This window comes from Mesorhizobium sp. M0664, from assembly GCF_040320565.1.
In the GTDB taxonomy this organism is placed as follows: Bacteria; Pseudomonadota; Alphaproteobacteria; order Rhizobiales; family Rhizobiaceae; genus Mesorhizobium.
Window position 1 is genome coordinate 530,648 of record NZ_JAMYPW010000002.1, and the last position, 20,006, is coordinate 550,653.

24 protein-coding genes and 1 pseudogene are annotated in these 20,006 nt (G+C 61.9%); 8 read left to right on the forward strand and 17 right to left on the reverse strand.

Features of this window, described 5'->3' with window-relative positions; all coding sequences use genetic code 11:
• Positions 1–32: 32 nt before the first annotated feature.
• Both NKI39_RS05340 and NKI39_RS05345 read right to left on the reverse strand, forming a co-directional pair.
• Entirely contained in the window at positions 33–692 is a 660-nt protein-coding gene (locus tag NKI39_RS05340) for a ThuA domain-containing protein (RefSeq protein ID WP_352612058.1), read from the reverse strand.
• 11 nt (positions 693–703) lie between these two features.
• Positions 704–1,801, reverse strand: a complete 1,098-nt coding sequence (locus NKI39_RS05345; RefSeq protein ID WP_352768230.1) for a Gfo/Idh/MocA family protein — start codon at positions 1,799–1,801, stop codon at positions 704–706.
• Between the two features lie 265 nt (positions 1,802–2,066).
• Between NKI39_RS05345 and NKI39_RS05350 the strand changes: the two genes are divergently transcribed.
• On the forward strand, positions 2,067–2,975 hold the full coding sequence (locus tag NKI39_RS05350; protein ID WP_352473438.1) for a dihydrodipicolinate synthase family protein: 909 nt from the start codon (positions 2,067–2,069) through the stop codon (positions 2,973–2,975).
• On the opposite strand, the gene NKI39_RS05355 is transcribed toward NKI39_RS05350, so the two are convergent.
• From NKI39_RS05355 to NKI39_RS05380, 6 genes are all read right to left on the reverse strand, one after another.
• A complete protein-coding gene (locus NKI39_RS05355; RefSeq protein ID WP_352502219.1) occupies positions 2,976–3,374 on the reverse strand; it encodes a DUF1801 domain-containing protein in 399 nt (132 codons plus the stop codon).
• 91 nt (positions 3,375–3,465) lie between these two features.
• The gene (locus NKI39_RS05360; RefSeq protein ID WP_352473439.1) at positions 3,466–3,936 is read right to left on the reverse strand and encodes a DUF1801 domain-containing protein; all 471 of its coding nucleotides are present in this window, start codon (positions 3,934–3,936) and stop codon (positions 3,466–3,468) included.
• 4 nt (positions 3,937–3,940) lie between these two features.
• Complete coding sequence (locus NKI39_RS05365; protein ID WP_352473441.1) at positions 3,941–4,171, reverse strand: hypothetical protein; 231 nt, start codon at positions 4,169–4,171, stop codon at positions 3,941–3,943.
• 87 nt (positions 4,172–4,258) lie between these two features.
• Positions 4,259–4,651 carry a VOC family protein gene (locus NKI39_RS05370; protein WP_352502145.1) on the reverse strand — a complete coding sequence of 131 codons (393 nt, stop codon included), beginning with the start codon at positions 4,649–4,651 and terminating at the stop codon, positions 4,259–4,261.
• Positions 4,652–4,722: 71 nt separating this feature from the next.
• Entirely contained in the window at positions 4,723–5,133 is a 411-nt protein-coding gene (locus NKI39_RS05375) for an SRPBCC family protein (RefSeq protein WP_352502144.1), read from the reverse strand.
• On the reverse strand, positions 5,130–5,453 hold the full coding sequence (locus tag NKI39_RS05380; RefSeq protein WP_023716560.1) for an ArsR/SmtB family transcription factor: 324 nt from the start codon (positions 5,451–5,453) through the stop codon (positions 5,130–5,132). The genes NKI39_RS05375 and NKI39_RS05380 overlap by 4 nt, the downstream gene beginning before the upstream one ends.
• Before the next feature lie 194 nt (positions 5,454–5,647).
• Between NKI39_RS05380 and NKI39_RS05385 the strand changes: the two genes are divergently transcribed.
• The 4 genes from NKI39_RS05385 to NKI39_RS05400 all read left to right on the forward strand — a co-directional run bounded on the left by NKI39_RS05385 (position 5,648) and on the right by NKI39_RS05400 (position 7,050).
• Entirely contained in the window at positions 5,648–5,890 is a 243-nt protein-coding gene (locus tag NKI39_RS05385; RefSeq protein ID WP_352502143.1) for a type II toxin-antitoxin system Phd/YefM family antitoxin, read from the forward strand.
• Complete coding sequence (locus NKI39_RS05390) at positions 5,887–6,315, forward strand: type II toxin-antitoxin system VapC family toxin (RefSeq protein WP_352830911.1); 429 nt, start codon at positions 5,887–5,889, stop codon at positions 6,313–6,315. Before NKI39_RS05385 ends, NKI39_RS05390 begins: the two co-directional genes overlap by 4 nt.
• Before the next feature lie 107 nt (positions 6,316–6,422).
• Positions 6,423–6,653: an AbrB/MazE/SpoVT family DNA-binding domain-containing protein gene (locus NKI39_RS05395; protein ID WP_023676182.1), complete on the forward strand. Its 231-nt coding sequence runs from the start codon at positions 6,423–6,425 to the stop codon at positions 6,651–6,653.
• Positions 6,643–7,050: a PIN domain-containing protein gene (locus NKI39_RS05400; RefSeq protein WP_352502141.1), complete on the forward strand. Its 408-nt coding sequence runs from the start codon at positions 6,643–6,645 to the stop codon at positions 7,048–7,050. The genes NKI39_RS05395 and NKI39_RS05400 overlap by 11 nt, the downstream gene beginning before the upstream one ends.
• Positions 7,051–7,137: 87 nt before the next feature.
• Here the strand turns inward: NKI39_RS05400 and NKI39_RS05405 are convergent, their stop codons facing one another.
• From NKI39_RS05405 to NKI39_RS05445, 9 genes are all read right to left on the reverse strand, one after another.
• Positions 7,138–8,394 (reverse strand): RNA polymerase sigma factor, encoded by a 1,257-nt coding sequence (locus NKI39_RS05405; RefSeq protein ID WP_352830913.1) that lies wholly within the window; start codon positions 8,392–8,394, stop codon positions 7,138–7,140.
• An 86-nt stretch (positions 8,395–8,480) separates the two neighbouring features.
• The gene (locus NKI39_RS05410) at positions 8,481–8,882 is read right to left on the reverse strand and encodes a YciI family protein (protein WP_051406115.1); all 402 of its coding nucleotides are present in this window, start codon (positions 8,880–8,882) and stop codon (positions 8,481–8,483) included.
• A 204-nt stretch (positions 8,883–9,086) separates the two neighbouring features.
• Positions 9,087–9,869 (reverse strand): ABC transporter ATP-binding protein, encoded by a 783-nt coding sequence (locus NKI39_RS05415; RefSeq protein WP_352451005.1) that lies wholly within the window; start codon positions 9,867–9,869, stop codon positions 9,087–9,089.
• Positions 9,870–9,879: 10 nt separating this feature from the next.
• On the reverse strand, positions 9,880–10,677 hold the full coding sequence (locus NKI39_RS05420) for an ABC transporter permease (RefSeq protein ID WP_352569437.1): 798 nt from the start codon (positions 10,675–10,677) through the stop codon (positions 9,880–9,882).
• A gap of 97 nt (positions 10,678–10,774) precedes the next feature.
• Positions 10,775–11,776, reverse strand: coding sequence for an ABC transporter substrate-binding protein (locus NKI39_RS05425; RefSeq protein ID WP_502893732.1), 1,002 nt, complete (start codon positions 11,774–11,776; stop codon positions 10,775–10,777).
• Between the two features lie 224 nt (positions 11,777–12,000).
• Positions 12,001–12,732: a histidine utilization transcriptional repressor HutC gene (hutC, locus tag NKI39_RS05430; RefSeq protein WP_352502138.1), complete on the reverse strand. Its 732-nt coding sequence runs from the start codon at positions 12,730–12,732 to the stop codon at positions 12,001–12,003.
• Between the two features lie 31 nt (positions 12,733–12,763).
• Positions 12,764–13,786, reverse strand: a complete 1,023-nt coding sequence (locus NKI39_RS05435) for a zinc-dependent alcohol dehydrogenase (protein ID WP_352502217.1) — start codon at positions 13,784–13,786, stop codon at positions 12,764–12,766.
• A 15-nt stretch (positions 13,787–13,801) separates the two neighbouring features.
• Positions 13,802–15,124 carry a histidinol dehydrogenase gene (hisD, locus tag NKI39_RS05440; RefSeq protein WP_352502137.1) on the reverse strand — a complete coding sequence of 441 codons (1,323 nt, stop codon included), beginning with the start codon at positions 15,122–15,124 and terminating at the stop codon, positions 13,802–13,804.
• An 80-nt stretch (positions 15,125–15,204) separates the two neighbouring features.
• Entirely contained in the window at positions 15,205–15,978 is a 774-nt protein-coding gene (locus NKI39_RS05445) for an SDR family NAD(P)-dependent oxidoreductase (RefSeq protein WP_352473450.1), read from the reverse strand.
• Between the two features lie 199 nt (positions 15,979–16,177).
• On the opposite strand from NKI39_RS05445, the gene NKI39_RS05450 reads away from it, so the two are divergent.
• The 3 genes and pseudogenes from NKI39_RS05450 (at position 16,178) to NKI39_RS05460 (ending at position 19,322) form a co-directional block, all read left to right on the forward strand.
• The gene (locus tag NKI39_RS05450) at positions 16,178–18,244 is read left to right on the forward strand and encodes a N,N-dimethylformamidase beta subunit family domain-containing protein (RefSeq protein WP_352830915.1); all 2,067 of its coding nucleotides are present in this window, start codon (positions 16,178–16,180) and stop codon (positions 18,242–18,244) included.
• A gap of 167 nt (positions 18,245–18,411) precedes the next feature.
• A pseudogene (locus tag NKI39_RS05455) lies at positions 18,412–18,495 on the forward strand (dihydrofolate reductase family protein); the annotation flags it as partial.
• A gap of 281 nt (positions 18,496–18,776) precedes the next feature.
• Positions 18,777–19,322: a dihydrofolate reductase family protein gene (locus NKI39_RS05460; RefSeq protein ID WP_352502134.1), complete on the forward strand. Its 546-nt coding sequence runs from the start codon at positions 18,777–18,779 to the stop codon at positions 19,320–19,322.
• The last annotated feature ends 684 nt before the right edge of the window (positions 19,323–20,006 follow it).

Below are 20,006 nucleotides of genomic sequence, written 5' to 3' on the forward strand. Positions count from 1 at the left end.
TTACAACGATAGGTGGCGTTCAGATTGAACGGCTATGCAAGGTCCGAGTTTCGGCTGGCCCAAATCGCGCCGCGTTCGAACATCGTGCGCATTTGCGGCACGGCGAACTCGTCGGCGGTGTGGCCGAGCGCGCTGTAGAAGACGCGGCCCTTGCCGTAGCGGCGCTTCCAGACGACCGGCATGACGACGCCGGCGATGAAATCGAGATGCTCGCCGGTGAAAGTAGTCGTCGCCAGCACCTCGTTGGTCGGATCGACATGCATGTAATACTGCTCTGAACGGTAGGCGAAGCCGTCGATGCCCTGCATGACCGGATCGTCTGGCCTGGTGATATCGACGTGATAGTCGATGATGTTGCCGGGATGGGCGACCCACTGGCCGCCGGTCATGAACTGGTATTCCGGCTCATTTCGGAAGCTGTCGCACATCGTGCCGTGAAAGCCCGCAAGGCCGGTGCCGGCCCCGACGGCGCTGGTCAGGTTTTGCAGCTCCGGCTTTTCGATCGTCGACATCGTGATCACCGGGACGATGAGATCGAGCTTGCTCAGCTGCGGATCGGCAAGCGCCGAAGTCCCCTGCTCCAGCTGCACGTCGAAGCCGTTGCCGGCCAGCATCTCCTTGACGATTTCGGCGCTTCGAGCCGGGGTGTGACCTTCCCAGCCGCCCCAGAAAATCAGTGCCGTCTTGCTCATCGCATTGTTCCCTATTCCAGAATTCCGAAAGGCAGATCGGCGCGCATCGGCGCCGGCCGGGCGCAGCCATATCTGAGATCGATACGCTGCCCTACGTCTGCTGAAGAGATGATCGATTCCATGATTTCCAGGACATGGAGGGAAAGGTCGAGACTGGCGCGGTGTTGCCTGCCCGAGACGATCGCCTGCGCCATGTCGGCAAGGCCGAGGCCCCGGTAATTGCCGTCGCCATAGGAATGGATCTGATCGGCCACCGTCCAGTCGCCCTTGCGCTGGCTGGTCCTGATGTCGCCCTGGAACTGGTTGGGATCGGAGACGATCATCGAGCCCGTCGTTCCGTAAAGTTCGATGTGATTGTGTTCATGCTTCCAGACGTCGAAGCTGGTGGTGATCGAGACCGCGGCGCCATTCTCGAATGCGAGCAGGCCGGAAATATGGGTCGGCACCTCGACCCGGATGGTCTCGCCCTGGCGCGGTCCAGAACCGATGGTGCGGGTGGCGTAGGATGACTTCGCCTGCCCGGTCACGGATTTTACCGGACCCAGGAGATTGACCAGGCAGGTCAGGTAGTACGGTCCCATGTCGAGCATCGGCCCGCCGCCGGGCTGATAGTAGAAATCCGGATTGGGATGCCAGAGCTCGTGGCCGGGCACCTGCATGAAGGCAGAGCCGGCGACAATGGTCCCGACCGTATCCTTATCGACCAGCCGCCGCGCCGTTTGGTGGGAGCCGCCAAGAAAGGTGTCGGGTGCACAGCCGACGCGCACGCCCTTTTCGCGCGCGGCCGCGACCAGCCGCTCGGCGTCGCTGAGCGTCGTTGCCAGCGGCTTCTCGGAATAGACGTGCTTGCGTTGCCCGACAGCCTGCAGGCCGACCGGCACATGATGCTGCGGCGTCGTCAGGTTGAGCACGATCTCGACGCGCGGATCGGCCAACAGCGCGTCGACCGGCATGGCAGCCAGGCCGTAGGTCGCTGCCTTGGCCTCGGCCGCCGTCCGGTTGACGTCGGCGACGCCGACAATGTCGAGCACCGGGAATTGTGGCGATGCCTTCAGATAGGCATCCGAAATGTTGCCGCAGCCGATAATGCCGACGCCGATGCTGCGCATGGGCTTCTCCTCAAAAGGCGGCATTGATGAAACAGCAGAACTCGTTTGTCACCCCCCTTTCGGCCGGACGAGGTTGTCCCGTGACAAGGATATACCTCGAGAGCCTCAGAACCGCCGCCCGATCACAATCGCGCGCCTATGCGCGAGCCGCTTGATTTCGAGGTCGAACGGCCGGTACTCAGCAACACTGCTTCATGTAGCTTGCTCGACATTTCTGATGCCGGCTTTGAGCACAGAACAGATTTTCACCCGTAGAAGGACGCACATGATCCGCCCACAAGGAACCATCGCACCGATCCTGACGCCGTTCGAAAACGACGGCCGCATTGCCCGCGACCTCTGGATATCACACGCCAAGTGGGTGCTGGATCAGGGAGCGCATTTCCTGTCGCCGTTCGGCACCACGGGCGAGGCGTTGTCCGTCTCGTTGCGCGAGCGCATGCAAGCGCTGGAGTGGCTGGTCGAGGCCGGCATTTCGCCAAGCCATCTGATGCCCGGCACCGGTGTCACGGCACTTGCCGAGACCGTCGAGCTGACGGCGCATGCCGTCGGGCTCGGCTGTGCCGGGGTGATGGTGCTGCCGTCGTTCTTCTATACGGCCGCCGGCGACAACGGACAGGCCCGCTACTATGGCGAGCTGATCGAACGGGTGGCGAACCCGGCGATGAGGATGATCCTCTACCACATCCCGCAGAATTCCGGCGTACCGGTGAGCCCGGCGCTGACCGCCCGCTTGAGCCAAGCGTTTCCGGATGTCGTGGTGGCTTACAAGGACAGCGCCGGCGATTGGAACAACACCGTGGCGGTCATTGCGGCAGCTCCAGGGGTCGCGGTGTTCCCGAGCTCGGAAGCACAGCTGACGAAAGGCCTCGCCAACGGTGCTGCGGGGTGCATCTCGGCGACGGTCAATCTGAATGCCGCAGCGATCCGGGCCCTCTACGACGCAGCGCTGGCGGGAGAGGACATTACTGACGCGGATGCCGCCATCAAGGCGTTCCGCAAAATCATCCAGGACGCCGGCCTCATCTCCGCGATGAAGGCAGTGCTGGCGGTACGGTCCGGCGACAGACGCTGGCTGAACCTGCGCGCGCCCCATGAGAACGCGACGCAAGCCACCGGCGAAGCTTTGCTCGCCGCTCTCGGCCCGCTAGCCGACCATATCGGCCGGAGCTGACTATCGGGCCGTGTTCAGGGCGGCAGCGGCGCGTATCAGCGCCTTGAACGCATTCTCATCTATGTCTTCGCCCTCACGGATATCGATGGCGCGCCTGGTGTTGCCTTCGAGGCTGGAGTTGAACAGGCCTGAAGGATCCTGCAGGGCGGCGCCCTTTGCGAAGGTCACCTTCACGACGTTCTTGTAGGTCTCGCCGGTGCAGATTATTCCGGCGTGCGACCACACCGGAACGCCTCGCCACTTCCACTCCTCGACGACTTCCGGGTCAGCCTGCTTGACGAGAGCGCGGACATGGGAAAGCGTCTTGCCTCGCCAATCGCCCAGCTCACTGATCCTCGCATCTATCAGCTGAGAGGGAGAGCTCTCTGCATTTCCTTCCATAGAGCCACTCTTCATCATCATTGTCGCTTTCCCTAGGGTTGTTGCCGCTCGCCCGTCACATGAATACCGCTAGTCGGCACCGGGTTTGCGGGAATGACTCGCATTCCACTCACATTCGCTCGCCAGGCAACTGGCTGGCTTGCTTTACCCAGCCGGTGAGTTGAGCTTCGTCGAGCTGGTCGTCCTCGCGGATGTCGAGGTAGCGCACGTCCTTGTGCTTGGACTCGCCTGGAGGGACAGGATGCAGCGACGTGCCGCGGAAGAAAGCCAGCTTGATGTACTTTGTGAAGCAATGGAAGTTGAGGAACCAGCCTTGACCCTCTACGCCATAGAAGGGCGAGTTCCATTTGACGGCCTTGCGCAGGTTGGGAACGTTGCGCTCGATGAGTGCGTCGAGGCGGCGGCCGACGTCGCGTTTCCAGCCCGGCATGGCCGCGATGTAGGCCTGCACGGGAGCGTCACCATCACCCTTCGGGATCTGCGGGTTGCCGCCTGCGAGGAGGACCGGCTTGGCGGCTGCAGGCTTGGCGGCGGGCTTCTTCGCGACCGCCGCTGACTTGATGGACGTCTTGTCGGCCATGCGTTCACTCCAATGCGCCGGTGCCCCCTGCGTTGCGCCACTTGGGAGCGTAAGGCAGCACGAACATGTACAGCCCGGTAAGCAGGAGCAAGCCGAGTGGAAACAGCGGCAAGAGGTATACCCAGTAGGCGGGTTCCTTGCCTACTCCCAGGCTGATGAAGATGGCGGCGACGACCGTCGCAAAGATAATCGATAGCCAGCGGTGGATCTGCCGAACCCATTTGTTCCAATCCATTGAGACCTCCTCTGAAGACGAACCGAAGCGGATCGGGCAGCCCGTTTGGCGACTCCCGCCGGGCAGCCACGCCACTGAACGCATGCTTTACCAGCGCGCCAGTTGGGTGATTTGAACGAGATTGCCGCAGTTGTCGTTCAGCTGGGCGATGGTCGAGCCGGTCACTTCGGTCGGCGGCATCGTGAACTCGGCGCCGCGCGCTTTGATGCGCTCGTAGTCGCCCTTGACGTTATCGGTGAAGAACATGACCGCGGGCTGGCCCTGCTGGAAAATGGCTTGCTGGTAGGTCTTTGCAGCGGGGTTGTCATTGAGCGCGAGTTGCAGCTCGGCACTGTCCGGCTCGTCGGGTGATGCGACGGTCAGCCAGCGAAACGGCCCATTGCTGAAATCGGCCTTCTTGGTAAAGCCGAGCGTTTCGGTGTAAAAGCCCAGTGCCTTTTCCTGGTCGTCCACGTATACTTTGGCCAACTTGATCTTCATTGGCTTGCCTCCATTATCGCCTCGTGATGTCGCTCTGTAACAGAGCCCTTGCCTGGATAGCCCAGCGGATCTCAGTCCGTCCGCGCCAGAACCTGCTCCAGATCGTCAAAGAACCTCGGCCAGCCGATTTTGGCACCCCGGAAGTAAGGCTGCTGATCCGGCCGGAAGCCCGACTGTTCCATGCGCAAGCGGGCTCCGGTGCTCGTGGGGGTGAGGGTCCAGGAGACGACACTCTTGAGATCCTTGGTATCCCACGTGTAAGTCAGTGTTCTGTTCGGCTCGACCGTCTGCACCTGACATTCGACAACGCCCCAGTCTGCGTGAAGATTGAAACGGTGGTCCGCGACAGGTTTGAAGTCATTTTTCATGAGCCACTCCTCGATCAAGTGTGGTTGCGTGAGCGCGCGCCAGATCTTCTCGGGCGGATAAGCGATTTCCCGTTCGACAACGACGGAGAGCGTTTCGGTCGACGTTCGGTTCACTGGTCCATCCTTTTGAGCAGGTCTTCGAGGTCGTCGAACCGGCTCTGCCAGAACCCGGTCATCTGGCTTGTCCAGTCGATCAGGGGGGCAAGCGCAGCAAGCTGCGCGCTATAATGGGTCTGTCGCCCTGCATGGCGGTCGCGCACGAGCCCGGCCTGCCTCAAAACGCCGAGATGTTTTGACACGGCCGGTTGCGAAATTCCGGCCTGAGCCGTCAGAGCCCCGACCGTCTGCTCTCCTTCGCGACACAGCCGCTCAAAAATAGCGCGCCGAGTCGGATCGGCAAGCGTTCTGAAGAGTACATCGTGAGCGTTTGGCATTGGGATCGATAACTCTTCGGCTATTGATCGATGTATAACCGCCGGGATATGTGTGAGTCAAGCGGGAAGCGGCATAATTCTCGTTGCAGGTCACCTGCTTCGCTCACGCAGCCAGTTGCTTATTCGCCGTGCTCTGCACTGGAATTGTCACGCGTTATGCGCTACATGACCATCTACATGGTCAGGAGCGTGACATGGATGCAGTCAATCTGGCGGACGCCAAGGCACATCTGAGTGAGCTCGTCGACCGGGTTGAAGCTGGAGACTCGATCGACATAACCCGGCGTGGCAAGCCGGTCGCCAGGCTCACGGCCGTGGCCCGCCCTCGCAAACGGATCGACGCCGTCCTGCTCCAATCCCTGACCGCAACCATGTCTCTGCAGGCTCAGGCTGCCACCGATCTGGTGCGATCGATGCGAGATGGCGATCGCTATTGACGTCCTATCTCGATACTTCGCTGATCATCGCGGCGCTATCCAACGAAGCCGTGACCGCGCGCGTTCAGGGCTGGCTGGCGGAGCAGGACCCTGCGCAACTTGTGATCAGCGACTGGACCATCACCGAGATGTCCTCCGCCATGGCGGTCAAGCTTCGGACCGGACAGATCGACCTGGATCAACGCGCGGCAGCGCTCGCGATGTTCAATAAGCTTATCGCTGAGAGCTTCACCGTGCTGCCGGTGACGGGCGGGCATTTTCGGGTCGCCGCGAAATTCGCCGATCAGCATATCCTCGGGCTTCGTGCTGGCGACGCCCTGCACCTCGCGACGGCATCGGAGCATGGCGCCACGGTGTGGACCCTCGACCAGCGGCTCGCCGAGGCAGGACCGATTGTCGGCGTGCCGACGCAGTTGATGGCATGATCGAGGCCCTCTCCTCCAAAATGAACACACCTATTGGCTGCAATTCTTGACCTTCACGACTTGTGGATATACATTGCTTCCAGCGTATATCTAAGCGAGGAAGTGGCATGCAGGTCGCCAAATGGGGAAACAGTCTTGCGGTCCGCCTTCCCGCCGCTGTGGTCGAAGCGCTTGAACTCAGGGAAGGCGATGAGATCGAAATCCATGTCGCTGACGCCCGCCAGCTTGGCGTCGCGCGGAAGCCCGGGCGTGAGGAGTTGCTGAAGCGTCTCCGCGCCTTCCGCGGTCGGCTTCCCGCTGACTTCAAATTCGATCGGGACGAGGCAAATGCCCGCTAGTTTTTTCGATACCAATGTCCTTCTTTATATCGCGTCAGACGACACGGCGAAGGCGGATCGGGCCGAGGCGGTCATCGCCGATGGCGGGGCGATCAGCGTGCAGGTTCTCAATGAACTCACCAATGTCGCGCGTCGGAAGATGCAAATGTCATGGGACGACACGCATGCGCTGCTGACCACGCTGCGCGGCCTGTTGACGGTTCATCCGCTCACGCACGAGACCCACGAAACAGGATTGAGGCTCGCCGAGCGGTACGGCCTTTCCACCTATGAAGCGATGATCGCCTCCGCGGCGGTTCACGCTGGCTGCGATACACTCTGGTCAGAGGACATGCAGCACGGAATGGCGCTCGACGAAGGCTTGCGCATCGTTAATCCCTTTCGCGTTGCGAGCTGATCACGCTCATTGAAGGGGGCTGGCCGGGAGCGAACTGGCGGCTTTCGATGTTGCCGAGCGGCGCGTCGGGCACGGAGAGCGATGCTGTCAACCACAAGCGTCTGCGCGGGCGAGGAGAAAGGCCGCTTCGCGCACGTTGCGGGTGAGCTTGGCCGCAGCCTCGAATTCGGCGCGGGCCTCGGCCAGCCGGCCGGCCCGAAACAGAAAATCGCCTCTCGCCGCCGGCAATGGCGCATAATTGCGCAAGGCGGCGGCGTCGGCAATCTCGTCTACCAGCCGCAGGCCCGCTTCGGGCCCGAAGGCCATGCTGTGGGCGACCGCTCGATTGAGATCGACCACCGGCGAGGGCATCACTGCACGCAGCCGGTCGTAGAGCGCTGCGATGCGGGGCCAGTCGGTGTCGGCCGGACTGCGCGCCCGCGCGTGACAGGCTGCAAGCGCGGCCTGCAACACATAGGGGCCATCGCCCCCAAGGGCTTCGGCACGGGCCAGCGCGTCAAGGCCTCGGCGGATCAGCAGCTGGTCCCAGCGCGCGCGGTTTTGCTCGGTCAGGGTCAAGAGGGCGCCGTCCGGCCCGATGCGTGCCGGCAGGCGCGATGCCTGGATTTCCATCAGAGCCAGCAGGCCGAACACCTCGGCATCCTCGGCCATCAACCCCGCCAGCATGCGGCCGAGCCGTTGTGCCTCCAGGCACAGGCTCGGCCGGACAAGGTCGTCGCCTGCCGTGGCGGCATAGCCTTCATTGAAGATGAGATAGATGACCTCCAGCACCGAGGACAGACGCGCCGCACGCTCGGCGCCGCGCGGCACCTCGAAGCTGAGCCTGGCCTTTCCGATCGTCCGCTTTGCGCGGACGATGCGCTGGGCGATCGTCACCTCGCTCGACAGGAAAGCACGGGCGATCTCGTCCGTCGTCAGGCCGCCGATGACACGCAGCGTGAGGGCCGCGCGGGCGTCGGCCGAAAGTATGGGGTGGCAGGCTGTGAAGATGAGGCCCAGCAGTTCGTCGCCAAGATCGTTGTTCATGGCCATTTCGTTTCCCTCGGCCGTATCGTCGCACTCGCCGTCCAGCTCCCGCGCGATCTCCTCATGCTTGCGCTCGCGCATCTTGTCGCGACGGATCGCATCGATGGCGCGGTGTTTGGCGACTGTCATCAGCCAAGCGCCAGGATTGGCCGGAACGCCGGTCATGGACCATTCGGATAGGGCTATGACGAGGGCGTCCTGCACCAGTTCCTCTGCAAGATCGACATTGCGCACGAGGCGGGCCAGGCCCGCGATGAGCCGGGCCCGTTCAATGCGAAAAATCGCCTCGATCGCCTGCTGCGTCTCGCCTGCCGTCATGCTGCCTTATCGGCCAAAGCCATAACGAAGGCAAAGCAGGTTGCGGCCGACAGGTTCAGTTGCCGCTGAGCTTCTCGCGCGTCCGGTCATGGATTTCCGTGACCTCCGGCGTCAGATTCCCATTGCCAATCAGCCATCTCGTACAGCGGCCGGATTTCAATCTCGCTCGGTCCCGGCATGGGATTGGGGCAGCGCTTCACCCAGGCGACCGCCTCGTCCATGTCCTTGACTTCCCAGAGCCAAAAGCCGGCGACCAGTTCGCGGGTCTCGGCGAAAGGCCCGTCGATGACCGTCCGGCGGGGGCCATCGAAGGCAACGCGCTTGCCCTGCGAGGAGGGCTTGAGGCCATCGGCGTCGAGCAAGATGCCGGCATTGCGCAGCTCGTCGTTAAACCTGCCCATCGCCTCCATCGCCTCCTTCGCCTCGGGCGTGGGGACAAAGCCCTTTTCGCTGTCCTCGGTAGCCTTCACGAGCACCATCACACGCATCGTCTGTCTCCTTGTTGAGCCGGACTCACCGGCCCGGCATCGAAACGACGAACGGAGTTTAGGAAATCGACATTGTCCTGCAAATTTTTTTCGAGGTTGAGGAGAAGCCGCCGATCGCGGCTCCCCTGGTCAGGAATCGCGATGGCGCGATATCGAGATTGGGCGCAACGCTGGTCGCCGATTGTAAGTAATTGAGTGGCCCGCCTAAACCATTTCGGGACGTTTTGAGGCCTCGCGGATCGCCTTGTGCACGCTGCGCTGCAAATCCATGAAGGCCGGGGTTTCCATGACCTCTTCCCGGCGCGGGCGCTCGATGTCGACATTGAAGGTCTGCATGATGCGTCCTGGGCCGATCCCCATCACGACGATGCGGTCCGACAGGTAGACGGCTTCTTCCACATCATGGGTGACGAAGAGCACGGTGAGCCTGTGCTCCTCCCAGATCTGCGTCAGGAGTTCCTGCATCTGATGCCTGGTCAAGGCATCGAGCGCGCCAAAGGGCTCGTCCATCAGAAGCATTTTGGGTCGATAGGAAAGAGCACGCGCTATGGCCACCCGTTGCTTCATGCCGCCCGAAAGCTCAGACGGATAACGATTGGCGCTGTGAGGGAGCTTGACCAGATCGAGATGCTCGCGTGCTATCCTGCGGCAGGTCGCGCGATCATGACCCGCGGCCTTGAGGGCGAACTCGATGTTCTGCTGCGCCGTCAGCCAGGGAAGCAGGGTGTAGGACTGGAAGACGACGCCGCGGTCGAGGCCCGGCTGCAGGATCGGCGCGCCATCGATGGCAAGATCTCCCGCGTCGAAATCCTGCAGTCCGGCAACGATCGACAGCAGCGTGCTCTTGCCGCAACCCGACGTGCCCACCAGCGAGACGAACTCGTTGTCGGCAAGATCGAGATTGATATCGCGCAGCACTTCCGTGCGCCGCGCGCCCGTGCCGAAGCTCTTGTGGAGACCCTCGATCCGCAATTTGGGCAAACTCATCGGCCCGGCCTCATTGCACGTGGCCCTCCTGCCGGAACAGCACTTTTCCCAGTGCCTTCATGACCTGGTCGGTGATGAGGCCAAGCACGCCCAGCAGCAAGATGTAGCCGATGATGGTGTTTGTCTGGAAATAACGCTGGGACACGGTGATGCGGTAGCCGAGCCCTGATGTCGCCGCGACAAGTTCCGCCAACACCAGCCAGGTCCATGCCCAGCCGAGACTGATGCGCAACGTATCCCAGATGCCTGGCAAGGCGCTGGGAACCACGATGCGCGTCAGGATCCTGCGATCCGGCAGGCCGAGCGTCCTGCCAAGGCCGATGAAATCAGCGGGAACCCGCTTCACATTGTCCATGATCATCAGCACCTGCTGGAAGAAGGTGCCGATGAAGATGATCAGGAACTTCTGGGCATCGCCGGTCCCCGACCACAGGATGGAGAGGGGCACGAAAGCGACCACCGGCATGTAGCGGATGAAATCCACAAGCGGCTCGATCGCCGCTTCCCAAGTCCTGAAGCTGCCGATCAGCACGCCAATCGGAATCGCCAATGCCGAGGCGATGAGGAAGCCAACAGAAATACGGTATATTGAGGTCCTGAGATCCAGCCACAGCGTGCCGTCACCCGAGAGCTTGCCGAGCTGGGTCACCACGCTCCCCGGCGAGGGCAGGAAAATCGGCTTTACCAGCCCCAACCCCGTTGCCGCCCACCAGGCGAGGCCGAGGCCGGCAAAAACCGCCACTGCTATCATCAGGAAGCGCGAGCGTGCGATGGGCGCGCCGATCCCGGAGGATCGGCGACGGCGCATCGGCTGTTTGATCACCTGCCCCGGCGCTGCGAGAGACGGGCTTGGCTTGGTCGCACGCTGCTCGGACATTTGCGTCACCACCGCGAGCCGGCCCTCGTCATTTCGCGGCCTTGACGAATGACGGGTCGATCATCTGCTCCGGCGTCACGTCCGCCTGAAGCAGCCCGGCGTTCTTGGCGGCTGCCTCGACATCGGCGAATGTCTTGGTGGAAAATTCGCCCGTCAGCGCATCCTTGTTTTCGGCGAGAGTATAGTAACGCACGCCATCAAAGGCGGTGTTCAGGTCTTCGACGCTCGAACCAACCGCCTTGGAGATGATCGCCCGGCCGTCGGGCGTGTCGGCATTGTAAGCCTTCAGGGCCGCATCCCAGGTTTTGATCATGGCAAGCACCTGGCCGGGACGCGACTTGATCACCTCATCGCGCACCACCAACACGTCACTGATCAGGCCGGGATCTTCGCCTGCGGTGAAGAGCAGCTTGACGTCCTTGTTCTGTGCCCTGGCCGCGGTGAGATAGGGCTCATAGGTAACCGCGACCGGGACCTGGCCGGCGATCAACGCACTGCCGGCATCCGCCGCCGGCATTGGAACCGGCTGGACATCGGCGATGGACATGCCGTTCTTGGCGAGCGCGTATTTGAGCAGGATGTCGCTCGTCGTGCCTTCCTCGAAAGCCACCTGTTTGCCCTTGAGGTCGGCGACGGAGGCGATGTCCTTGCCGGCGATCATGGCGTCCGCCGTCATGCTGACGTCGAGCAGAAGCACGATCTTCACCGGCAGGCCGGCCGCAACCATGCCCATAGCCGTGTGGGTCGCGATGTTGGCGGCATCGAGCTGGCCGCTCGCCAGGGCGGCGTTGATGTCCTTGTCCTCGGCGAAGTTCACGATCTGCACGTCGGACAGCCCGTTTGCCTTGAACAGACCCTTGGCTTCGGCGACGTGCCACTGGCCGTAGCCAAGCCATGGCTCGATGCCTATCTTGAATGTTCCTGCCTCAGGCGTCGCCGGAATTGTCGTGTCGGCCGCGTAGACCGCCGGGGCAAACCCGACGGCAGCAGCCATAACGAGTGCCCGAAATTGTCCTGCTAGGTTACGCATCATCTTGTTCCCCTTGATGATCAGGCCGCTTTTTTGAACCAAACATCCGGCCTGGTGAGAATGCGGGCTTCTGCTCTTGCGGCACCGTGCCTCGGCATCTTAGCTGTCCGTTCAACGAAAGTGCGACGACACTTCAACGTCAGCAACAGCGGATGTCAAGGCTAAATACATACATGCATATACAAGTTAGCCCCTCCTTCCGACTCTGATTCGCTTCACTGCGATCAGGTTTTTTTGGATGGAGAATATCGACTGCCAAGCGAGTAGCGGCTGCCAACGTAAGTCAGCTTGCTGATCGTGGCAACGACGGCGCCCGTCCATGTCCGGCGATGCAGAAACAGGCAGCAGCTGCCGACGTCGATGCCCAGATACCGCGCCGTCTCGGCATCGGCAGGGGTCGCCGAGATGATGTGCTCGACCTCCGTCACGGGGGTTTTCTGCATGAGGTAGTCGTAGGTCGCTGTCTTGGAAAAATCCTGCTTGTCATAGTCGGGTATCAGGCCCGGGTTGACGAAGCGCTCTTCCAGTTGCACAGGCAGGTCGTTCTCGAAGTTGACGACGATGGAATGATAGACCGACACGCGCTTTGCAAACTCAAACGAAAGCGCGAGCTCCTTTGTCGGCGTGATCTTTTCGAGGACGATAACCTCGGAGCGATGCCTGTTTCCCCGCGCGACAATTTCCGCCGCGATGTTGTTGATCTCGATCAGTGCGGATTGCGGTCGAGGCGGCGCGATGAATGTGCCGACGCCCTGGAGCCGGATCAGAAAACCCGCAGAGGTCAACTCTCGCAAGGCACGATGGACCGTCATCCGAGACACGCCGAGTGTCGCCACGAATTCATTTTCGGACGGCAGCTTGCGGTCCTTGCTCCATCGCCCCGTTCCGATATTCGTCAGGATGTAGTCCTTGACCTTCTCGTAAAGAGGGCTGGCGGTGTCGGGCAAAGTGATCATTACAAAAATCCTTTCCGGCAAGGTTCGGAAATCACACGCGCCCGGCAGACCGCATCCGGATGATTGTTTTCAAGCCATCGCCCTGTCCCGCCAACAACCGCTTATAGGCTGCGGGAACATCATCCAGGCCGATCTCCCGGTCGATCAGTTCGACCATGGGCTCGGTCAATTCGCCGAGCATCCGGATGGCGTCGGGAAGCTCATCGGCAAAGGCGTGGCATCCCAGCAATGCGATTTCGCGTTCAACCAGGATGTTGGGATCGATATCGAGGCGGCCGTGGAATATGCCGACCATCGCAACGGTGCCGCCGGCGTCGAGAACGCCGAGCAACTGGCCGAGTGCTGCGATGCTGCCGGTCGCTTCGACGGCAGCGAGCAAGGGGGCATCCGCGGTGGCGGCGGCGATGGCGTTCCGGTTCAAATCGACGATGCTGGCGCCGGTGACCCGCGCCACGCGGGCGCAGCGGCCCTGATTGCGGTCGGCGACGAGCACGGTACCTGCGAATGTCCGGGAAAGCAGCAGTGCGGCAAGCCCGCCAATGGTCCCGCAGCCGACGACAAGAACGGAACCGGCCGTTTTCGGCAGACGCCGCACTGCGTGCAACGCTACAGCCAGCGGCTCGGCCATCGCCGCGACCCGTTCGTCAAGCACGGCATCGACGATGTGCAGGAGGCGTGCGGGCAGGACCGCCTGTTCGGCAAATCCGCCGTCGCATATCTCGCCGACAAAGCCCAGCGACGTGCAAAGATGCCGCTTGCCTGCATGGCATTGCGCGCATTCTCCGCACCAGAAACGGGAATCGGCGACCACTCGGTCGCCAACACCGACGGTATCCACGCCCTCGCCGATGGCAATCACCGTGCCTGTCAGCTCATGGCCGGCCGTGGAAGGCGATCGGCTTATCCATTGGCCCGTGCGGAAGTTGTGGAGATCGGAACCGCAAATGCCTGCGGCATCGACCCTCAGCTTCACCCAGCCTGGCTCGGGAGCGCCTGGCGCGGCGATATCCTCGACGCGCAGGTCGCCGGGTCCATGGAGCCGCGCCGCCCTCATCGTCATCGTTTCCGCTCAGCCGGCGAGATAGCGATCGCGGATCTCCGAAACCGCGTTCTCATGCGAGCTGAATCCTTCGTAGCGGGCGAGCCTGCGGGCATGCAGGGCGAGTTCCGGATAGGCCGCCGAGGTCACATAGCCGACCGACGATCTCTTGACGAAATCCGTCACGGAAAGCGGTCCAAAGGTTCGCGCCCACCGGCTGGTCGGCAGCACCGCATTGGGTCCCAGGACGAAGTTGGCGAGGGTCACCGGCGTATGCGGACCCATGAGGATCTCGGCAGCTTCCGTGATACGTCCGAGATGCGCAAATGGCTCCGCTGACAGAATCTCGAGGTGCTCCGGCGCATAGTCGTTGATGAACCGGTAGCTGTCCTCCAGCGACTCGGTCAGCACGATGCCGCCGCGCTTCCCAGTCAGCACCGCGCGTGAGAACTCCACACGCTGTTCGCTCATCCTGGACCAGTGTTCCGGTATCGCAATCAACGCGGCTTCGGCGACCTTGCGGCTGTGCGTCACCAGGTAGGCCGAGGAATCCGGCCCGTGCTCGGCCTCGATCAACAGGTCAAGAGCGGCCAAGCCGCCGTCGACGCTGTGATCGGCAAAAATGATCGCTTCGGAAGGACCGGCGGGGAGACCTGTGTTGATGATCGGGGACAACACGCTCTTTGCCGCCACCACCCAGGGGCTCCCCGGCCCGACGATCTTGACGGCAGGCTTCACGGTCTCGGTCCCATAGGCGACGGCGGCGACCGCATGGGCGCCGCCGCACTTGTACACGGTCTCCACGCCGGCGATGCGGGCAGCAACCAGCGTCGCGGCGTCGACGGAACCATCCGAAGTCGCAGGGGTCACAATCGCGATCTGGGGAACCCCGGCAATCACCGCCGGAACCGAGGTCATCATCGTCACCGAGGGAAAGGCGCCTTTGCCGCGCGGCACATAAAGCGCAACGGAAGCAATCGGTGTGTATCGGTCACCCGCATAGGCGCCCGGCCGAACTTCCTTGAGCCACATCGTTTCCGGGCGCTGCTCCTCGTGGAAATGCCGGATGTTCTCAATGCCGAACCGGATACTCTCCACGACATCCTTTTCGACCTTGTCGAATGCCGCGTCGAACTCCGCTTCCGAAACTTTCAGTCCACCGTCGGCAACATCGGCTTTGTCGAGTTCGCGTGCAAACCGGAGCAGTGCCGCGTCACCTTCATCCTTGACGGCCTGAATGATTGGACGGACCTTTTCGATGAAGGAAGACAGATCTCCTTCGGCGCGTTTCAGTAAACTGGCCCGCTGATCGACGCTGAGGGATGACAGGCGGTGGAAGCTGACGTCAGACATGGCGGCTCCTTTTGTTAGAACGCAATTACGATTAGCGCTTGTCGATCACTTCTGGGACACGTCTCCGGCCCCTGAAGCCTTCAAATCGATGCGAGAAAGCCTCCATCCACGGGAATGGACTGGCCGGTTATGTAGGCTGCCGCATCCGAAGCGAGGAACACCGCGATTCCGTGCAGGTCCGAGAGATCACCAAAACGGCGCTGCGGAATCTTGGCGAGCATCGATTGCTGCCATGCCTCGTTGCTGTAGAACACGTCTGTCATCGCTGTTCTGAAATAGCCAGGCGCAATGGCGTTGACCCGGATCCCGAGATCGGCCCACTCTGCAGCAAGCGCCCGCGTCATGCCGAGGAGGCCTGATTTCGACGAGCCGTACGGCACCGCCGTGGGAACCCCAACCTCGGAGGTCAGCGAGCAGAGATTGATAATGACGCCGGGCCGTCCGGCGTCTCTCATCTGCCGCGCGGCGGCTTGGGCGCAGAAGAAGGCGCCTTTGAGATTCGTATCGACAATCCGGTCCCACAAGGCCTCGTCGACATCGAGTGAAGGCCGGACCTCTTCCACCCCCGCATTGTTGACGAGAATATCGAGACCTCCGAGCAGGCTGCCGGCCTCGGCTGTCGCCGCCCGGCAGCGGTCGACATCGGTGACATCCAGGGCGACGGCGTGCGCGACCCCGCCGGCGGTGCGGATGGCGGCCATCGTCTTCTCGAGCGAGGCCACGCTGCGCGCCGCGACCGCGACGTCGGCGCCGGCCGCGCTGAGCGCCTCGGCGATGCTGCGCCCGATGCCACGGCTTGCGCCGGTTACAAGCGCCTTCCTGCCTGACAGATCGAAGAGAGATGCGTTGCGCATGTCATCCTCCTTGGTAATGTCGCGCTTGGACCGATCGCGTCGAGACTATCCGAATGCAGCTTATCTATACAAGCATGTACATCATGGCTGTAGTGCGCCATGCGGAACTTTGCTTGTCAGAGCGGCAGCGCATTGACCGACATCGGACCGGTCTACGCGGTTCGCCCCAGCCCATCTGGAGTTCATCGGGAGGGGATAGATGAAGCGCGCAGTAGACCACGACGCGATGAGCGTGGTCGGCTATACCACCCCCTGGAGTGCCAAAGCAGGCCAGCGGATCAACCTCAGCCTGTCATGCGATCGGCCGATAAAGGCCACACGAATTTGCCGGCTCGACAAGCCGGCTCCGGAATTTCTCGCCTGGCCCATCGAAACGATAGGTGAAGCACGGCATCGGCATTTCGACCAGGGGTCGTTCCTGTTCGTGCGAGCCGGCGAACTGGCCAAAGTACAAGCCGTCCACGGCATTCGTTTCGAGCTGTTCCTCACGCGCAACGAAGGTGCGCGCACGATCCTGGAAGCAGGCGCCCTCGGGCTGCGCCTCCGCGACGGCGCATTTGTCGTGGAAATCGGCGGCGAAACCCTTGTCGAGAAGAAGGCGCCAACTGGTGTGTGGCTCACCGTCGAGTTGGATCTGCGGCAGGATCAATCGCGTCTGCGCATCAAGTCCCATGACCGTCTCGCGCCTTACGAACTCCATGAAGGTTTTGCCGGCCCGGCGCGGAACCTCCAGGCGCAAGGCATCCATTTCGGCGCAAGCGCCACCAACCACGAACCTACCCTCAACGCGAAATTTGCTGCGATCCGGCTCGACACCCCACAGGGGACTGTTGCCTGGGATTTCCCGACGCTGTTACCAACGCAGGCGATCCTGACGTCGGGCGGAGCAGATCCGTTGCTCCTCGACGTGATCAATCAGCCAGCCTTCTGCGTGACTTCGGCACGCTGGGACGGATCGAGCTTCGAGCCTCGCTTGGTGCCGTCGCACTACGACGCTATCCATTGCCACGACGACGACATCGGCCCGCTTGAGTGGCCGGTCTCGCACCGCGTGACGATCCCCGAAAACGCACACCCAGGCGTCTACGCGTTCCAGGCCGAATGGGAGGGTGGCTACGAACGCGTGGTGTTCTTCGTCACCTCTTCACAGGTTTCGTCGCCGCTGTTGTATGTCGTGCCGACGGCCACCTATCTCGCTTATGCGGACGAATATCTCCCGGATCATCTTTATGAATGGAAAGGCGACGACCGGGGACATCGCTTCGCGATCGCCAACAATCTGAAATCCCTTTACGACTACCATTCCGACCTTAGCGGTGTTTCCATCTGCTCCTACAAAAAGCCGAAAGTGACGCTCAGGGACGATTACGATTATCCGCTCTGCGGCTGCCCACACAATTTGCCGGTCGATCTGCATTTCCTCCGATTCTGCCACGACAATGGAATCGTGTTTGACGTCATGACCGATCACGATTTGCACGAATGCGGCATAGACGGTTTGCGTCGACATCAAGCCGTCGTCACCGGCAGTCATCCCGAATATATGTCGATCGAGATGGAGCAGGCGCTGCGGCAGTTTGTAGCCGAAGGCGGCAGCATCGCCTATCTCGGCGGAAACGGCTTTGCTGCCACTGTGGCTTTCAAGGACGACCTGATGGAGTTGCGGCGCTCGCCGCTGGAGGCCGGCCGCACCTGGGACGGCCCTGTCGCCGAACAGGCGCTGTCGATCACCAACGAACCAGGCGGCTATCTCCGCTGCCGCGGCCGAGGCGAATTCTCGCTGATCGGCGGTGCAATCTCATTGATGGGTTTCGATGGCGCACGCCCCTTCACGCGCACTGAGGAAAGCCATGAAGCAGGATGCGCATGGCTGTTCGAAGGCGTTGAAAATGCGACCTTCGGCACCGACGGCATGGTGCTGGGCGGTGCCGCGGGCTACGAAGTGGATGCGACGTATCCAGCCCTCGGCACTTCCGCTGACACCGTCGTGATCGCGCGGGCGACGGGATTTCCCGACAGCTTCTTCCAGGATCCGACGCGCTGGTATGAGGGCGGGGATAAGCAACGCATCGCCCGCCGCTGCGCCGAAATGACCCTGCGAAAGCTCGCAGCAGGCGGCTTGATCTTTTCCGCAAGCTCGGTTGCCTGGTGCGGCGCGCTGCCAGCCGCAGGCGCCATGAACGATGTCGGCAGGATCACGCTCAATCTGCTTACCCGCCTCGGTGCGACGAAAGGAGAACCAGGCCGAGAAAAATCGATAAGCTGATTGGCGCCGTTACGGAAAGACCCGTATCCGGTCTTGGGAAATCAAATCAGTCGGCGTGCACCGGCTTCGTCTCACATGCCTCGCGCCACCTGGCGGACGGCAGTTGCCTCAGCCGCAACCAGCCGGCGAAATTGCAGCCCGGTGGTGAAAGTTGGGCGGAGGCCTATGTGGCGAGCGGTGACTTGGCGGAGGAAGTCGCGAAGTTGAAAGCCCAAGAGGGCAAGCCGATCATCGCCCACGGCGGAGTGAGCTTCGCCCGCAGTCTCGTCGCCCAAGGACTGGTCGACCAGCTCGCCCTGATGGTGGCCCCGTGGCGCTGGGCAAAGGCCTGCCGCTGTTCTCCGAACTCGCCGCGCCGATGTCTCTCAAGCTGGTGAGCTCGAAAGCCTTTCCGGGGGCCGCGGTGGCGCAGATTTACCGGCCAACGTGAACAGGTCAGAGAATGTGTGCAGCCAACGAACCGACGAAGTAAGGGCGAGGTATAAATGAATGCGATCCCTTCGGATCGTCGTCGATCGATAGGAGCCTGTGCATGGCGAAGCTTGTGTTCGGAATGATGCAGTCGCTCGACGGCTATGTCGCTGGCGCCGAGGGCGGGCCCGGGCTGCCGATGCCGGGCGAGGCGCTCCATCGCCACTTCAACGCCCATGTGCGCGGGATCGCCGGCAGCCTCTACGGCCGGCGCATGTACGAGGTAATGCGCTATTGGGACGAGGGTCAGCCAGGACAGGACCAGGTCGGGCGCGACTTTGCGGCGGCCTGGCGGGCGCAGCCGAAATGGGTCGTCTCTCGCACCCTGAAGTCGGTCGGGCCGAACGCGACGCTGGTGGACGACGATCTCAAAGGGTTCGTTAGGGCGCTTAAAGCCGAACACGAGGGCGAGATCGAAGTCGCCGGACCGGAGCTTGCGGGTAGTCTGACCGAGCTTGGCCTTGTCGATGAGTACCGGCTCTACTTCCGTCCCATCGTGCTTGGTCGCGGCAAGCCATTCTTCGCCGGCCCGCGGCCGCCGCTGCGTCTCGTGGCCAGCGACCGGGTTGGCGAGGACGCGATCAGAGTGACGTACGTTCCCGCCTGATCACAACCCACCCGACACCCTAACGTCCGTCGGACCGAATTTGAGCTCATTCCTACTCGATTGTTCCAAATCTAGTTGGCCATTGATATAGCTAGGTTTTTTATTCGTTGCCGCGCAAGAAGCCGACCCATGGGCCGTCAAAACGTTACAGTCTTGATTTCAAATGGAAAATAGCACGAAAATTTTTTGTGCGGTTTCGGCATCTATCGAAGTCGATCGCCTTTTCCCGACCCACTTTGGGCAACTCAGGTGGGTTTCACAGCGAACCAAGAAAGTACCGTCACTAACTTTCATAGCACAGCGCGCCACAACGCGACCCGCCGCGGCAGCGTCATCCAAGCGCCATCCCTCTCCGTTTGTAGGTGAACTGGACACCGCTGGCAGTGCAAACTGGACACTCCCGGCAGCATAAACTGGACACCTCAAGACCCACCCGCTCCGAGGACGCGACAGCACGGTTCAAGGTGCAATGTCGCGCCCTCCACTTGCTGAACTTCTTCCCGGAGGGGGCCGGGGGAGGTTGAATAACCTGTGGAAAGCCTGTGGGTCTTTTTGGGAGTTGTGTGCGTCAAGTTCTGCAAAATGGCGTGGCATTGCGTTGACGTCGGCGTGTCCGCCGCGCAGCCCCCGTGTTTAGCGGAGCGGCGGACACATGACGGTGCTCAGGCGGCCAAGGCCCTCAGG

What these genes read in the sequence shown, in the direction of transcription:
- NKI39_RS05340 (WP_352612058.1), bottom strand. Translation starts at nt 692, where the DNA reads ATGAGCAAGACGGCACTGATTTTCTGGGGCGGCTGGGAAGGTCACACC.
- NKI39_RS05345 (WP_352768230.1), bottom strand. Translation starts at nt 1,801, where the DNA reads ATGCGCAGCATCGGCGTCGGCATTATCGGCTGCGGCAACATTTCGGAT.
- NKI39_RS05350 (WP_352473438.1), top strand. Translation starts at nt 2,067, where the DNA reads ATGATCCGCCCACAAGGAACCATCGCACCGATCCTGACGCCGTTCGAA.
- NKI39_RS05355 (WP_352502219.1), bottom strand. Translation starts at nt 3,374, where the DNA reads ATGATGAAGAGTGGCTCTATGGAAGGAAATGCAGAGAGCTCTCCCTCT.
- NKI39_RS05360 (WP_352473439.1), bottom strand. Translation starts at nt 3,936, where the DNA reads ATGGCCGACAAGACGTCCATCAAGTCAGCGGCGGTCGCGAAGAAGCCC.
- NKI39_RS05365 (WP_352473441.1), bottom strand. Translation starts at nt 4,171, where the DNA reads ATGGATTGGAACAAATGGGTTCGGCAGATCCACCGCTGGCTATCGATT.
- NKI39_RS05370 (WP_352502145.1), bottom strand. Translation starts at nt 4,651, where the DNA reads ATGAAGATCAAGTTGGCCAAAGTATACGTGGACGACCAGGAAAAGGCA.
- NKI39_RS05380 (WP_023716560.1), bottom strand. Translation starts at nt 5,453, where the DNA reads ATGCCAAACGCTCACGATGTACTCTTCAGAACGCTTGCCGATCCGACT.
- NKI39_RS05385 (WP_352502143.1), top strand. Translation starts at nt 5,648, where the DNA reads ATGGATGCAGTCAATCTGGCGGACGCCAAGGCACATCTGAGTGAGCTC.
- NKI39_RS05395 (WP_023676182.1), top strand. Translation starts at nt 6,423, where the DNA reads ATGCAGGTCGCCAAATGGGGAAACAGTCTTGCGGTCCGCCTTCCCGCC.
- NKI39_RS05400 (WP_352502141.1), top strand. Translation starts at nt 6,643, where the DNA reads ATGCCCGCTAGTTTTTTCGATACCAATGTCCTTCTTTATATCGCGTCA.
- NKI39_RS05405 (WP_352830913.1), bottom strand. Translation starts at nt 8,394, where the DNA reads ATGACGGCAGGCGAGACGCAGCAGGCGATCGAGGCGATTTTTCGCATT.
- NKI39_RS05410 (WP_051406115.1), bottom strand. Translation starts at nt 8,882, where the DNA reads ATGCGTGTGATGGTGCTCGTGAAGGCTACCGAGGACAGCGAAAAGGGC.
- NKI39_RS05415 (WP_352451005.1), bottom strand. Translation starts at nt 9,869, where the DNA reads ATGAGTTTGCCCAAATTGCGGATCGAGGGTCTCCACAAGAGCTTCGGC.
- NKI39_RS05420 (WP_352569437.1), bottom strand. Translation starts at nt 10,677, where the DNA reads ATGCGCCGTCGCCGATCCTCCGGGATCGGCGCGCCCATCGCACGCTCG.
- NKI39_RS05425 (WP_502893732.1), bottom strand. Translation starts at nt 11,776, where the DNA reads ATGCGTAACCTAGCAGGACAATTTCGGGCACTCGTTATGGCTGCTGCC.
- hutC (WP_352502138.1), bottom strand. Translation starts at nt 12,732, where the DNA reads ATGATCACTTTGCCCGACACCGCCAGCCCTCTTTACGAGAAGGTCAAG.
- NKI39_RS05435 (WP_352502217.1), bottom strand. Translation starts at nt 13,786, where the DNA reads ATGAGGGCGGCGCGGCTCCATGGACCCGGCGACCTGCGCGTCGAGGAT.
- hisD (WP_352502137.1), bottom strand. Translation starts at nt 15,124, where the DNA reads ATGTCTGACGTCAGCTTCCACCGCCTGTCATCCCTCAGCGTCGATCAG.
- NKI39_RS05445 (WP_352473450.1), bottom strand. Translation starts at nt 15,978, where the DNA reads ATGCGCAACGCATCTCTCTTCGATCTGTCAGGCAGGAAGGCGCTTGTA.
- NKI39_RS05450 (WP_352830915.1), top strand. Translation starts at nt 16,178, where the DNA reads ATGAAGCGCGCAGTAGACCACGACGCGATGAGCGTGGTCGGCTATACC.
- NKI39_RS05460 (WP_352502134.1), top strand. Translation starts at nt 18,777, where the DNA reads ATGGCGAAGCTTGTGTTCGGAATGATGCAGTCGCTCGACGGCTATGTC.